The sequence below is a fragment of the Haloquadratum walsbyi J07HQW2 genome, assembly GCF_000415985.1.
Classification (GTDB): Archaea; Halobacteriota; Halobacteria; order Halobacteriales; family Haloferacaceae; genus Haloquadratum; species Haloquadratum walsbyi_B.
This window is the reverse complement of sequence record NZ_KE356561.1, coordinates 2,312,843-2,326,268: the sequence shown is the minus strand read 5'-3', so window position 1 is coordinate 2,326,268 and position 13,426 is coordinate 2,312,843. Positions and strand designations below refer to the sequence as shown.

Here is a 13,426-nt window from a genome sequence, read left to right as displayed (position 1 = left end):
AGACTTCGACAGACTTGGAGTTACTTTCTATGGTGCTTACAGCAGTCAGGCACTGCATCGGTTCATTCTCGGAACCGACCGTTCACCAGACTGGGTCCGATTACTGTCTCATTGCTTGGGGCAGGGCAGGCCGCCATCGGAGGACTGGCGGAAATCACTCTGTTCTGAGCCCGATTCCTATCGGTATGTACTGTTGCCTGTCACTTTCAGTTGCGGATTGTCAATCTCACCGCAACTATCGCCGGGTAGATTACCTCCGAGTTGTCGGATTCAGCCTGTCCTGCGGCTGAAGCCGCGGGTATTCTCCTTGACTCTTATAAGTGGGTGGCTTCCTTCGACGGTCCACGCGACAGCGACAGCGTCTGTGAGAACCGAGGAGACGCGCAACCGTGAATTCCTCTGCGAGGAATCTTCGCTGACGGGCGGAAAGGATGTCAACTGCTAAGTAAGCGGCTATGCTCAATACAATACAATGAGTATATTTCTATTTATTTTTCCGGTTTGATCAGCTTTCAAGACTCACAGGTGAATGTCGTAACTTCACTCACCCCGGAACGCAGAGATAACGATATCGGAGGCATCCGCATCGGCTGCGACAATATATCGTTCACCGGCTTCAAGTTGCGTATCAGAAGTAGCGGTCTGCTCTCCCCCAGCGCCTGAAATCACGAGACTTCCTTCTGGAAGCTCAACCTCATTGAGAGCCTGTCCTGCTACCTGTGAATCAGAGGCAACACGGATATCAAACACTTCCATCTCACCAGTAACGTCCTCAAACGTTCGGACATCGCTGCCGCTGAGTGCGTTCACTGCAGTTTTAACGCTTGCACGTTCTGGGAACACAACTTCATCAACGAGCTGTTCGTATTCGTCGCTATCGGCATTGGTAATCCGAGCGACTGTTCGAATGTTTGATTGGAACGTTCTTGCAGCCAAGCACACTGCAAGATTCGTACTATCACTGTTGGTCAGCGCACCGATAACAGCCGTATCATCGGTCAGTGCATTTGACAGCACAGGTGGGCTCGTCGCATCGCCTGCCACAATCTCGATATTATCAGAGTCCTGTTTATGCGAGCGATCTGGATCTCTTTCAATAATCGTTACTTCGCGTCCACGTTGTGCAAAGAACTCAGCCACTCGAAACCCCACTCGCCCACCTCCAGCAATTATAATTTGACTGCCATCAACCATGGATAATGGAGATGACGAATATTGATAAACCCCAGTACTCAGACGGATGTTACGCTCGTTCGATCTACTATTATGTCTCATTTTAGTGACATAAATCAAATCAATAAGATGTAATTAGGCATGCTTGATATGCGCTGTGTTGAGCACGGCTTCTGGAATGTACAATTAATTAAACGTTTCCAGCAGGACCTAGCAACGTAATCTGATAATTGTCGGATTAAGTGTCGATATCATCCCGATCTGAGGTCCAGATCTTTCCTCATGCTTGTGTAATATTACGCATCACGACGCAGGCGAACAGGGCATCTAGCGGGGCTAACCCGAACGCATTTCCCCACAGCACGCCTTCTTTATTCTGATGAACACGCTTCTATGGGTGCTTGTTGGTCTTGCTGCATACTCAGCAGGCACACTCTTTCTCTCTCAGCGTGGACTGGTGCCAGAGTTCATTAAAGTGCAAGGACCGTTCACTACAATTCACACCCAGCGCGGGCGAGATTTCATTGAGTGGATTGCACAACCGAAGCGGTTCTGGCGGGCATGGACAAACTTCGGTGTTGGCACGGCACTCGTAATTATGACGGGGATGTTCGCGTTTTTACTCATACAGGGAATTTCAATTTTACAGAATCCGCCGGCACCATCGGCGGTGAATCAGCCAGAGAACTTCCTTGTGATCCCAGGTGTGAACGACTTTTTACCATTATCCGTTGCTCCAGAGATTATTTTTGGATTGCTTGTTGGGCTTATTGTCCATGAGGGAGGTCATGGAATTCTCTGTCGCGTTGAGGGGATTGAAATCGAATCGATGGGGGTGTTCCTACTAACAATCATACCGCTTGGCGCTTTCGTCGAGCCTGATGAAGAGAGTGAACAAATTGCGAGTCGAGGAGGAAAAACACGAATGTTCGCAGCAGGGGTCACGAACAATTTCGCGATTACGATCATTGCGTTTGCGGTTTTATTTGGTCCGATTATCGGAAGTATTGCCGTTGCACCAGGATTGGCTGTTTCTGGAGCGTATGATGAATCACCAGCCGCCACAGCAGGAATTGAACAAGGTGACCGGATTACAACCGTTGCCGGAACGACAATCGATAATGAGGGTGAACTCAATGGAGTGCTAGCGGAGACAACTCAACAAGAGGTCACCGTCAAGATAAATGATGGTGCGAGTGTAGCTGGACGGGAGTCACAGACAGTCACCGTTGAACGAGCATTGATTGTTGCTGGGTCGGTAGGAGGGAATCCCGCTGATATCAATATCGATACCGAGGGTGACCCGATTGGCGTTGACGCTGTAAATGGAAAAGCAGTCTATACGCAAGCAGGATTTGTAGATGCGGTTGGGACAGATCGCTTTGTTGAATTAACCACAACACGTGGGACAACGACAATACCAGCTGGGGCATATCTGACACGAATTGCGTCTGATGGACCACTAGCTCAGGCTGGCGTTCCAAGCGATCCTGGAGTGATTGTGACCGCGATTGACGGTCAACGTATTGTTTCTTCGAATGAATTGACAGAGGCATTGGATACAACTCAGCCAGGTCAAGAAGTCGTCGTTGAGGCTGTTGTATCAGGGGAGGTACAAGAGTATACAGTCCGTCTGGGTGAGAATCCACAGGATGGAACTGGATTCTTAGGTGTGAACATCTTCCCGGGGACTAGCGGATTATTATTGACAGACTTTGGTGCGCAATCATATCCTGCGGGAACATATCTTGAGTTGCTTGGTGGAGAGGGTGGTCCTGGCTCAATCGGGTTGAGCGGGACAATTGCTGATTCCCCGCTTGGAGCGGTGTATGTCTCGCTTGTGTTACCGCTTGCATCGGTCGTTCTTGGCATTCCAAACTTCCCGGGATTCACCGGAGCGGTGCATAACTTCTATACGATCTCTGGTCCGCTTGAGCCACTTGGGAGTGGAGTATTCCTCATTGCGAATCTTGCCTTTTGGACGGCATGGATCAATCTTCAATTAGGGATATTCAATTTCATTCCCGGACACCCGCTTGATGGAGGACGGATTCTGCGAACAAGTGCTGAGGCGATTGTGTCACGATTACCGCTCCCGGCTAATGGAAAACGTCGGGTGGTCCGAACAATCACAACAAGCGTTGGTATAATTATGCTCATGTCACTGTTACTATTGGTGTTCGGTCCGTCAGTACTCAGTGGATAATGTTCTTTCCTTTCCTCGCGTCTCGCTCACTTTACTCAATACCTGATGATAGCGCTTTTCAGCTCGATTTTGTGATATAAGCAGTGAACGGCAGATGATAATTGATAATCTAATATGACTGACTCGCAACGCACATACAGATGGCGATTTAATATGTAGATATGCCAGAGGTCCCACCGACTGACGAGGGCTGGTTCGTCCTACATGATTTTCGTACCGTTGATTGGGATGCGTGGCGTGAAGCACCAGCACACACACAGGAGGCCGCAATCGGTGATGGTGTTGAGTATCTTCGGAAACATGAGGCAATCGCTGACGCCGAAGAGGGTTCCTCAGCAGTGTTCTCTGTAGTCGGACACAAAGCTGATATTCTGATTACGCATTTCCGACCAACGCTTGATGCACTCTCACAGGCTGAACGGCAGTTTGAGCAGACAACATTTGCCGGCTTTACCACACAACCGACATCGTATGTCTCTGTCACGGAGATATCAGGATACACGACACCTGAATACTTCGAGAATCCAGAAGATGCAGATGAGGGACTACGGCAGTACATGGAAGGCAAGTTGACGCCTGAGATTCCTAATAAGGATTATGCTGGTTTTTACCCGATGTCGAAGCGTCGAGGTGAGGAGTACAATTGGTATGATCTCTCAGTTGATGAGCGAGCAGAGATGATGGAGGCTCACGCCGAAACTGGAAAGGAATATGCAGGGAAGATTGAGCAGGTAATTGCGTCCTCAGTTGGCTTTGATGAGTATGAATGGGCAGTGACGCTGTTTGCCGATGATCCAACGGATATCAAAGATGTTGTCTATGAGATGCGGTTCGATGAGGTGTCTGCGAAATACGGCGAATTTGGGGACTTTTACATTGGACAGCGCTTCCCACCGGCTGACCTCGGAGCACTTCTTGATGGAGAGGCAGTTCCGACAGTCAAACAGGGTGCCGAGGCACCAGCAGCACATGGTGAGGCACAGGGACACGCCCAGGGAGATTCCCCACATGGAGGCGGTGGTCGTGGGTCTCATGGAGAATCCCCCGGAGCCGCTGGTGCATCAGCGCACGGGGCAGAAAATGTAGACCACGACGGATCCAGATCTACCAGCGTAAATACTGAGCAATCCAATACGGAAGATGGCGAAATCCGTGAGCAACTAGCAGAATACGATATCTACGCAGGGCAACCACACGGTGAAGATGTTTATGCGACCGTGCTGTATTCAGAGGCTGAGACCGATGATCTATTGTCAGAGGTCGATGGACTCAGAAAGAATTTCGATCATTACGGGACACATGTGAAAACGGCGGTCTATGAGGCTCGTAACCGTCATCGCAGTGGCGTTGTAAGTATTTGGGAAACACAGTCAGCCGCAGAGACAGCAGCTGGATTCCTCTCGGAGTTACCTGACGTCGTTTCACGAGCAGGCGAAGAATCAGGCTTTGGGACGATGGGAATGTTTTATACAGTTAAGCCGGATTATCGGCGTGAATTCAATGATACCTTTGATGATGTTGGGGGAATCCTCACCGAAATGGACGGTCATCAACAGACGGATTTAATGATTAATCTTGAGGATGAGAATGATATGTTCATTTCCAGTCAATGGGACGCTCGCGAGGATGCAATGGCGTTCTTCCGGTCTGATGAATTCGGTGATACCGTCGAATGGGGACGCGACGTGCTTGCAGAGCGCCCACGACACGTGTTCTTAGCCTGAGTTGAGCTGAGTTGAACAAATTAATTTGATTTGAGTTAATTGGCTCATCCGAATTAACATCTTCAGATATTATCAGACAGATTAGACGATTAATCTGATGATGCTGTATTTCGCGGACCACTTGTTGCCCGTTTATCAATTCCAGCAGCACGGATATCCTCGCCATCAACAGACGAGCGAAGTTGATTCATTCCATCATCGCGATCAATCCCAAAGTTATCTGCATGCAGTGATGATACTTTTGAGAGTTCTCTCTCCGAAAGTTTTGGAACATCAGAGGCAGTCGCCCACGCGGAGATGTCATCGCGGGTGTGGAAGGTCGGTGTTACGCTTGCGACTGGGTCATGGCTCAGAAGATATGCAATTGCAGCCTGACCCATTGTTCGTTCATCATCACGCTCGAGGAATCGAAGTTGATCAATTTTCTCCCAGCCGGTTTCATACCATGCATCAGGTCGGAATCCACGGTGATCATCAAGATCATACCCTGTATCGGGCGTTACTTGCTCATTGAGAAGCCCTGAGGAGTGGGGGACACGCGGGATAAGACTAGTCGATGAGTCGGTCTCTGCAATGGTCTCAAGAAAGTGATCGCCGACATCCGGTTCAAAGAGATTCCAGACAAGTTGGACTGAATCAAACTCTTCGGTAATCGCTAAGTCGCCTTCGGCAAGCCATCCGATTGACGGACCAAGTGCCCACCCAATCGCATTGACAAGTCCTTCCTCGCGGAGTTCATCCAACGCCTCAAGCACATCTGCATCGACTTCATCGACATCTGCATTATGTAATTGCAGTACGTCGACATACGCCATGTCAAGTCGGTCAAGACTGCGACGGGTTGCTTTTCGCACCCACTCACCGGTTATTTTCTTTGGTAATTCGCCGTGACCTGCCTGTGGGTTATTATAGAAATCATAGCCAATTTTTGTTGCAACAGTGACGTCATCTCGATGTGGTTGTAGTGCTTCACCAAGGATTGATTCACTGTCGCCGTGACCGTAGACATCACCTGTGTCAAAGTAGGTGATACCTTCATCAACAGCGTGATGTAATAATTCGATTGAGTCACTACGGGTGCGGTCACCCCACCAGTCGGTTCCGACGACCCATGCACCGAATCCGACTTCACTAACCTTAACACCGGAATTTCCCAGTGTTTGATAATGCATATCTGATGAATGGGTGCAACTTATTTAGATATTCTTGTATTCTGCACACACGAGCGGGCGAAGGAATATACTCATCATATGATCTCTATTCCAAACTGATACACTCGGTGAAAATACTGATTAATGTAGCGATCAGGCGAAAAATGCGCCAGCCGAGGATTGAGTTCGGGTTAGTGACTTGGAAGATCTCGTCAATTCGGGCAAACGCAGTTGCCGTTTTAGATCCGGACTGTGGTGTACTCCTGATCGATTGAATACTTGGGTTTTGTCGACTATTTGCTGATGCACTCCCGTCTATCTCGCATATCATGATGTCTCACGACACTGCATTTTGAAACTCGCTAAGGCCGTCATGATTCAAAAAACTCACTCCAAAAGATTTAGATGCCTATCATGACACTACATATTGCATGGTGGGTAAATAATGCCCACATACAGTAGCGTAAGCATGGAATAGTCATCACAAACACATGAAATGTCCAGACTGCAGCCACGACAGGACATCAATCGTCGACACTAGAACCACCGAGGGTGGTGAAGCAGTTCGACGCCGACGCGAGTGTAATCAGTGTCAGTTCAGATATACCACGTATGAACGAAAAGACTGGGATCAACTCCGCGTTAAAAAGAGTGATGAAACGACCGAATTATACGATAAACAGAAAATCCACGACGGCATCGAGTTAGCCGTCGAGAAACGACCTATATCGTCTGGACAGATCACAGAGATAACCGACGAGATTACAGCCGAGATGAAAGCCCGAGACGAGCAGATAATCGGGTCAAAGACGATTGGAGCCGCCGTTGCCGAGCGACTCCGCGAAATCGATCAAGTGGCATTCGTGAGATTTGTGTCGGTATACAGAGGGTATTCCGATCCAGCAGAGTTCGTCGACGTACTCGACGACATACTCGCTGATGAAGCCCTTTCCAGTTCAGAGTCAGACACAGATCAAGCACACACTTCCGAAGCAAATAATCGATAAGACCGATGAACACACACGATTCAACTCAAGCCAGCGTAGACAGCAGCACAGATAAACAATCAGACATATTCAGTGCTCGAACGCATCTTAAACCGTACGAATACACTGACTTCCTCGATTACGTCGATGCAATCCGAAACAGCTACTGGGTTCATGAGGAATTCAATTTCGATGGTGACATTCAGGATTACCGCGTGAACACCACTCCAGCAGAACAAACAGCAATCAAGCGGACGATGCTGGCGATTGCACAGATTGAAGTCCAAGTCAAGACCTTCTGGAGTGATATCTATGACGACATGCCAAAAGCCGAGGTCGGAAATGTTGGAATGACCTTTGCGGAATCAGAAGTGCGGCATATGGATGCATACAGCCATCTCCTGGATGTGTTGGGTATCGAAGACGAATTCGAACAGATAACGGAAGTCCCAGCAATTCAAAAACGGATCGAGTATCTCGATGACTATCTCAAGATGGGCAGCAGCGATAATAAAAAGGAGAGCGTTATGGGCATCCTGCTGTTTTCGACGTTCGTCGAGCACGTCTCTCTATTTAGTCAGTTCCTGATCATGACAAGCTTCGACAAGCATGAAAAGAAGTTCAAGGGAATTGCAAACGCAGTCGAAGCAACCTCTAAAGAAGAACAGATCCACGGTCTCTTCGGACAGGAACTCGTCGAGACCATCCGAGAGGAAAACCCAGATCTCTTTGACGACGACTTCACCGAAGAGATCCAAGAGGCATGCCACCAGGCATACGAAGCCGAGTCAGAGATTCTCGACTGGATTCTTGAGGATGGTGAACTTGACTTCCTTCCACGAGAGCACGTCGATGCGTTCCTCAAAGACCGGTTCAATCAGAGCCTCGAGAATGCAGGCGTCGACCCAGTGTTTGAGCCTGATGAGGACGTAGTTTCCGAGACACGCTGGTTCGACGAGGATATCATGATGACCAAGGATAATGACTTCTTCTCGAAGCGGTCAACTACCTATAACAAACACACGCAGTCGGTCACCGCAGATGATATGTTCTGAGTAGATACCAGCAACATACCGTCCGCGTCTGCTCATCGAACAACAGTCCGCATAAGTAATTACAATAGACGATACACCACAACTATGTCACAGATACAATCAGAACTTGCAACCGTCAGAGAACAGCACGAACAACCATGGTACTGGCTCAACGAAGATAGTAAGGAATTCCTCAACGAGGGATACTTGCTCGAGGGCGTCAGCGCGAAAGAACGGGTCAGAGAGATTGCAGAACGTGCTGAGGAAATTCTTGAAGAAGACGGATTTGCAGACAGATTCTACGAGTACATGAGCAAGGGCTTCTACTCGCTTGCAAGCCCAGTATGGGCAAATTTCGGTCTCAATCGCGGACTCCCGATCAGCTGTTTCGGTAGCCACATGGAGGATAATACCGAGAATATTCTGTACACTCAAGCCGAAGTTGGCGAGATGACAAAACTAGGTGGTGGGACAAGTGGTTATTTCGGTGAATTGCGACCCAGAGGGGCTCCGATCACGAACAATGGAAAGAGTAATGGAAGTTATAGCTTCACAGAACTGTTTGATACCGAAATCACTGTCATCAGTCAAGGTGGGACCCGAAGAGGTCAATTTGCTGGATACATCGATGTCGAACACGACGATCTCGATGAGTGGTTGAACATCAAGACTGAGGGCGACCCAATACAGGATATCTACTACGGCGTCATCATCGGTGATGACTGGTTCCAAGCAATGGTCGATGGCGATGAGGAGAAACGAGAGACGTGGGCAGAAATCGTCGAAACACGGATCAACATCGGCGTTCCGTACATCATCTTTAGAGATAATATGAATGACGGGAAGCCGGAGGTGTACAAAGACAAAGACTACCAGATCAACGCCTCGAATCTCTGTACCGAAATCGCACTTCCCGCAACGGCAGATGAGAGCTTTGTCTGTTGTCTCTCATCGATGAACGCGCTCCATTTTGATCAGTGGAAGGATACAGACGCCGTCGAAACATTGACCAGATTCCTGGATGCTGTGATGGAAGAGTTCATCGAAGAGGCAGAGGGCGTGCAGTTCATGGATCGCGCAGTGCGATTCGCAAAGCGACATAGAGCCATTGGGATCGGTGTCTTAGGCTGGCACAGTTATCTTCAGAGTAAGATGATTCCGTTCGACAGTATGGACGCGATGCAGGAGAACGAGAAAATATTCCGGACAATCAAAGAGCGGAGCTACGAGGCAAGTGAGAAGCTTGCCGATGAATTCGGCGAACCAGAGGTCCTCGAGGGATACGGGAGACGAAATGCAACGACAATGAGCGTTGCCCCGACAAAGTCCAGCAGTGTCATTTTAGGACAAGTGAGCCCATCGATTGAGCCGCTGAAGTCGAATTATTTCGTCCGAGACGGCGCGAAACTCAAATCAACACAGAAAAACCGATTCCTCGAAGCGATCCTCAAAGAGCGTGGTGCGGATACGAGAGATACGTGGGACAGTATCGGCAGGAAAGACGGAAGTGTGCAACATCTCGATTGTCTTACTGACGAGGAAAAAGACGTATTCAAGACCTTCTCTGAGATTCCACAGATGGCAATCATCAATCAGGCTGCACAGCGACAAGATCACATCGATCAATCTCAGAGTATCAATGTCTCCATCAATCCCGATGAAGTGAGTGTCAAAGAAATAAATAAACTCTATATCGAAGCATGGAAGAAAGGTGTAAAGAGTCTCTATTATCAGCATAGCGTGAATGCAGCGCAGCAGTTCAGCCAGGACATTCTCGATTGTAAGGCCTGCGAAAGCTAACTCCCGCGTTCACGACGCCGTTGTGGCTTCGTTCACGAGAATTGCATACACGACATATATTTTATTTTATTTTCTGCTGACAAGTTCGCGTGAGATTGACTCAGACGTACGAGTATCAGTATCGAGACAATTGACTGTGTTTTTAGAGGTCAAGACGGGCGTCTCGGTATATTCATGATTCAGCAGTTCTCGACGATCTTCAAGATCGCGATTATCCTGTTCGCTATCCCACGTCGTTCATTCGAATTCGGTAGTCATCCAATAGTCGTAATCGATTGACAGTGTCGGGATCTGCAGTTCGTATTCATCCCGATAGCTTCGTTGTAGCGTCATGTGGTGTTGTCACAGACTACAATCGCAAGACAGCCGAAAATACATTGCGCCAGCCGAGAATCGAACCCGGGCTAGTGGCTTGGGAAGCCACTGTCCTACCACTGGACCACTGGCGCGAAGTGTCAAGGCTGCTCTACATACATCATTCCGAAACGGCGATATTAATTGTGACGATTAGAGGGCGTTCAGATACGCATAGCGACTATTATAATGTCAGTATAATTGCGATGATAATCACAACCACTACTTAATCTGGGAGCTGATTCGACAGTATGCAACTTGGTGTCGTCGGACTGGGTCGGATGGGACAGATTGTGGTTGATCGATTAGTCGCTGCAGGACATGATATTGTTGCGTTTGATCTTGATGCAGAAGCTGTTGCAACAGCCGCTGATGCGGGCGCAACACCGGCGAGTAGTCTCGAGACACTGCTCGACACGCTTGGGGAGAAAAAACGACTCTGGTTAATGGTGCCCGCTGGTGAGGCTGTTGATGCAACACTCGAAGAATTAGAGCCATCACTTACACAGACAGACATTGTCGTCGACGGTGGGAACTCATATTTCGAGAAATCAATCCGACGTGCAGAAGCGAGTGATGCAACCTATCTCGATTGTGGCACCTCCGGTGGTCCCGCAGGCGCTGAACTCGGCTTTTCATTGATGATTGGGGGGAAACAATGGGCGTATGACGAGTTGACACCGGCTTTTGATGCAATCGCTACCGGACCAGATGGGCATGATAGAATGGGTCCTGTCGGGTCTGGACATTATGTAAAGATGGTTCATAACGGTATTGAGTATGCGTTAATGCAGACATACGGCGAGGGATTCGAACTGCTAGCGAATGGGCGATATGATCTTGATCTTGAGGCTGTTGCACGTACATGGAATAACGGTGCTGTGATCCGGTCATGGTTGCTTGAGCTGTGTGAAGAGGCATTCCGCGTCGAAGGCGTTGATCTTGGTAATGTGGCCGATTATATTGCTGGTGGCTCGACAGGAACCTGGACGGTACAAGAAGCACTCGAACAAGAAGTTCCCGTCCCACTCATCTATCAAGCATTGTCTGAGCGATTCGGGAGTCGGGCGACTGGAGAGACAGGTGACCCAGAGGGGCGTTTCTCACGCCGTGTAGCAAACCGTCTACGATACGGATTTGGTCGGCATGACGTTGCCCGTCGCGAAGAATAATCACAATTTCCTTAACTCCTGGCTCCATACGCCGACTTATGGTCGATATTAATTTCCTCGGAGTGGGTATTGGAGCTACCCTTACTCTGCTTGCGGTGTCGCTTCATTACGCCCGTGGGACCGGATGGACACCGACCGCGGATATTTCTCAGGAGGTGCTTGAAAAGCGCGCAAGCACGCTCCCAGAGACAGAGTTCCCTGAGCCAATGAATCGATCAATTGGCGGGGGAGCAATTCCTGCTGGGTCAGTCACTGGTGGAGGTGCCGAAATTAAAGATACCGATACAGAGGTTGATGAAAGCGAGCAAATTCCAGCTGATATTCCTGATGAGGAAGCTGAGTACTTTGAAGTTGAGTTTGGAAAACAGGGATCGACGATCGAAGTTGCAAGTAATCAGACGGTGCTTGAAGCCGGGGAAAATAGCGGCTGGGATCTGCCGTACGCCTGTCGACAGGGACAATGTGTCTCCTGTGCTGGTCAGATTACTTCTGATGGAAACTCCGAGGATTACGTCGAACATGATAATCAGCAAATGCTAGATGATGGAGAACTAGATGAAGGATACACACTGACCTGTGTTGCATACCCGATAGACGACTTTACTATCGAGACTGGCGAAGCTCCGTAAGTTACGTTACCGGGATTTTCGTTGCGGTTTTTAGTTGGTTTGATTTTTCTGTTTACCGGGGAGATGTATCATTTATCGAGTAATAATTCTGAGATATCCGATCTGAACCCTTAGATTGACTGTAAATCGATAACATTGGTATTTGATAATCTGTTTTGACTGCCGACAGCGTGTCACCCTGAGAGTAGACTCAAATGAGGAGACGACGAATCGAAACGTGTAAAACCAAATCTGCGCTAACTACGCGTGTGCCTGGGTAGCTTAGCGGTAAAGCGCGTCCTTGGTAAGGACGAGAGCGCGGGTTCAAATCCCGCCTCAGGCTTCAGCGGTCTTAGCGTCTCTCTGTCCTGATTTTGACCTTCTCAAGAGAGACCAATGATGTCTAAGGACACCCGAAAAGACTACAGCCCGAAAGCCGTGCCGTCTTGCGATTCGAGAAAGTGTCATGGCACACAGATAAATGTGGTGTACAGAGATGACTAACCAGCCCGATCCGCTTGACAACCTCCCCGCCGGGGATGGCACTCCGCGCGAGGGACTTCCGCCGGCTCCGGAGTCTGTAGAGTTTGATTTCCCACTCGTTAGTGGACGCTCACGAGAAGATCTCGAAGCCTACGGGCTCAATATGGTCGACGATTACCACGATTTCAAGAAGGAGGTTCTCTCCTGGCTCGCTACATACGGGAAGCATCCAGAGAAAGGTCAGGGCTTCGCAGAGAGTACCCTCCAGTCGACACACTACAAGCTTGAGATCGTCTTTCGATGGCTCTGGGAAGACGAAGACGCCTACACGACGGATTTCACACCGGATCACGCTGATCGCTTCATCCGACTCCTGAATCGCTCAGACGAGATGGCTGATTCCAGTGTGCTTCACTACGGGAAAGCTGTTCAGCGGCTATTCAAGTACCAGAACCATATTCACGGAACCGATCACGACTGGGAGCACAGACCTGAGCTGAGTCAAGCGATTGGCGACGAACGAGACTACCTTCGTCGAACCGCGTTCAAGCCACTTTATCAAGCGGCACTGGAATACAACTCGATCAAAAGTTACCACAGCGACATGTCATCACAAGAGCGTGACCGTCTGAAGATATTCGTCTCCCAACGACTTGGTATTCCTAAATCCGAGGTCGGTCCTGAGCAATTCGAACAGGCTAACTCTTGGAAGGAACCCTCGATCATCGCGGTATC

Annotated in this window: 9 protein-coding genes, 2 tRNA genes and 1 pseudogene; 9 read left to right on the top strand and 3 right to left on the bottom strand. The window is 49.1% G+C overall.

The annotated features are described in order from the left end of the window. Nucleotides 1-540: 540 nt before the first annotated feature. On the bottom strand, nt 541-1,194 hold the full coding sequence (locus J07HQW2_RS10880) for a potassium channel family protein (RefSeq protein ID WP_021055564.1): 654 nt from the start codon (nt 1,192-1,194) through the stop codon (nt 541-543). Nucleotides 1,195-1,552: 358 nt separating this feature from the next. On the opposite strand from J07HQW2_RS10880, the gene J07HQW2_RS10875 reads away from it, so the two are divergent. Together J07HQW2_RS10875 and J07HQW2_RS10870 are read left to right on the top strand one after the other, a co-directional pair. Beyond that, nucleotides 1,553-3,379: a site-2 protease family protein gene (locus J07HQW2_RS10875; protein ID WP_021055563.1), complete on the top strand. Its 1,827-nt coding sequence runs from the start codon at nt 1,553-1,555 to the stop codon at nt 3,377-3,379. Between the two features lie 161 nt (nt 3,380-3,540). Beyond that, on the top strand, nt 3,541-5,103 hold the full coding sequence (locus J07HQW2_RS10870; protein ID WP_021055562.1) for a heme-binding protein: 1,563 nt from the start codon (nt 3,541-3,543) through the stop codon (nt 5,101-5,103). A gap of 89 nt (nt 5,104-5,192) precedes the next feature. Here the strand turns inward: J07HQW2_RS10870 and J07HQW2_RS10865 are convergent, their stop codons facing one another. Further along, nucleotides 5,193-6,275: an aldo/keto reductase gene (locus J07HQW2_RS10865; protein WP_021055561.1), complete on the bottom strand. Its 1,083-nt coding sequence runs from the start codon at nt 6,273-6,275 to the stop codon at nt 5,193-5,195. Nucleotides 6,276-6,745: 470 nt separating this feature from the next. On the opposite strand from J07HQW2_RS10865, the gene nrdR reads away from it, so the two are divergent. From nrdR to J07HQW2_RS10850, 3 genes are all read left to right on the top strand, one after another. Continuing rightward, nucleotides 6,746-7,261 (top strand): transcriptional regulator NrdR, encoded by a 516-nt coding sequence (gene nrdR, locus J07HQW2_RS10860; RefSeq protein ID WP_021055560.1) that lies wholly within the window; start codon nt 6,746-6,748, stop codon nt 7,259-7,261. Nucleotides 7,262-7,266: 5 nt separating this feature from the next. Then, nucleotides 7,267-8,295 (top strand): ribonucleotide-diphosphate reductase subunit beta, encoded by a 1,029-nt coding sequence (locus J07HQW2_RS10855; protein ID WP_021055559.1) that lies wholly within the window; start codon nt 7,267-7,269, stop codon nt 8,293-8,295. A gap of 84 nt (nt 8,296-8,379) precedes the next feature. Further along, on the top strand, nt 8,380-10,074 hold the full coding sequence (locus J07HQW2_RS10850) for a ribonucleoside-diphosphate reductase subunit alpha (protein WP_021055558.1): 1,695 nt from the start codon (nt 8,380-8,382) through the stop codon (nt 10,072-10,074). A 378-nt stretch (nt 10,075-10,452) separates the two neighbouring features. Here J07HQW2_RS10850 and J07HQW2_RS10845 read toward each other — a convergent pair. Next, nucleotides 10,453-10,523, bottom strand: a tRNA-Gly gene (locus tag J07HQW2_RS10845). Between the two features lie 156 nt (nt 10,524-10,679). Between J07HQW2_RS10845 and J07HQW2_RS10840 the strand changes: the two genes are divergently transcribed. The 4 genes and pseudogenes from J07HQW2_RS10840 to J07HQW2_RS10825 form a co-directional block, all read left to right on the top strand. Further along, entirely contained in the window at nt 10,680-11,600 is a 921-nt protein-coding gene (locus J07HQW2_RS10840) for a decarboxylating 6-phosphogluconate dehydrogenase (protein ID WP_021055556.1), read from the top strand. A 38-nt stretch (nt 11,601-11,638) separates the two neighbouring features. Beyond that, nucleotides 11,639-12,229 (top strand): 2Fe-2S iron-sulfur cluster-binding protein, encoded by a 591-nt coding sequence (locus tag J07HQW2_RS10835; protein ID WP_021055555.1) that lies wholly within the window; start codon nt 11,639-11,641, stop codon nt 12,227-12,229. Between the two features lie 250 nt (nt 12,230-12,479). Then, nucleotides 12,480-12,551, top strand: a tRNA-Thr gene (locus J07HQW2_RS10830). Between the two features lie 153 nt (nt 12,552-12,704). Then, nucleotides 12,705-13,426 (top strand): annotated as a pseudogene (locus tag J07HQW2_RS10825) (site-specific integrase); the annotation flags it as partial.

Coding starts and splice junctions, on each gene's coding strand:
- J07HQW2_RS10855 (WP_021055559.1), top strand. CDS start 7,267: ATGAACACACACGATTCAACTCAAGCCAGCGTAGACAGCAGCACAGAT.
- J07HQW2_RS10865 (WP_021055561.1), bottom strand. CDS start 6,275: ATGCATTATCAAACACTGGGAAATTCCGGTGTTAAGGTTAGTGAAGTC.
- J07HQW2_RS10880 (WP_021055564.1), bottom strand. CDS start 1,194: ATGGTTGATGGCAGTCAAATTATAATTGCTGGAGGTGGGCGAGTGGGG.
- J07HQW2_RS10850 (WP_021055558.1), top strand. CDS start 8,380: ATGTCACAGATACAATCAGAACTTGCAACCGTCAGAGAACAGCACGAA.
- J07HQW2_RS10840 (WP_021055556.1), top strand. CDS start 10,680: ATGCAACTTGGTGTCGTCGGACTGGGTCGGATGGGACAGATTGTGGTT.
- J07HQW2_RS10875 (WP_021055563.1), top strand. CDS start 1,553: ATGAACACGCTTCTATGGGTGCTTGTTGGTCTTGCTGCATACTCAGCA.
- nrdR (WP_021055560.1), top strand. CDS start 6,746: ATGAAATGTCCAGACTGCAGCCACGACAGGACATCAATCGTCGACACT.
- J07HQW2_RS10835 (WP_021055555.1), top strand. CDS start 11,639: ATGGTCGATATTAATTTCCTCGGAGTGGGTATTGGAGCTACCCTTACT.
- J07HQW2_RS10870 (WP_021055562.1), top strand. CDS start 3,541: ATGCCAGAGGTCCCACCGACTGACGAGGGCTGGTTCGTCCTACATGAT.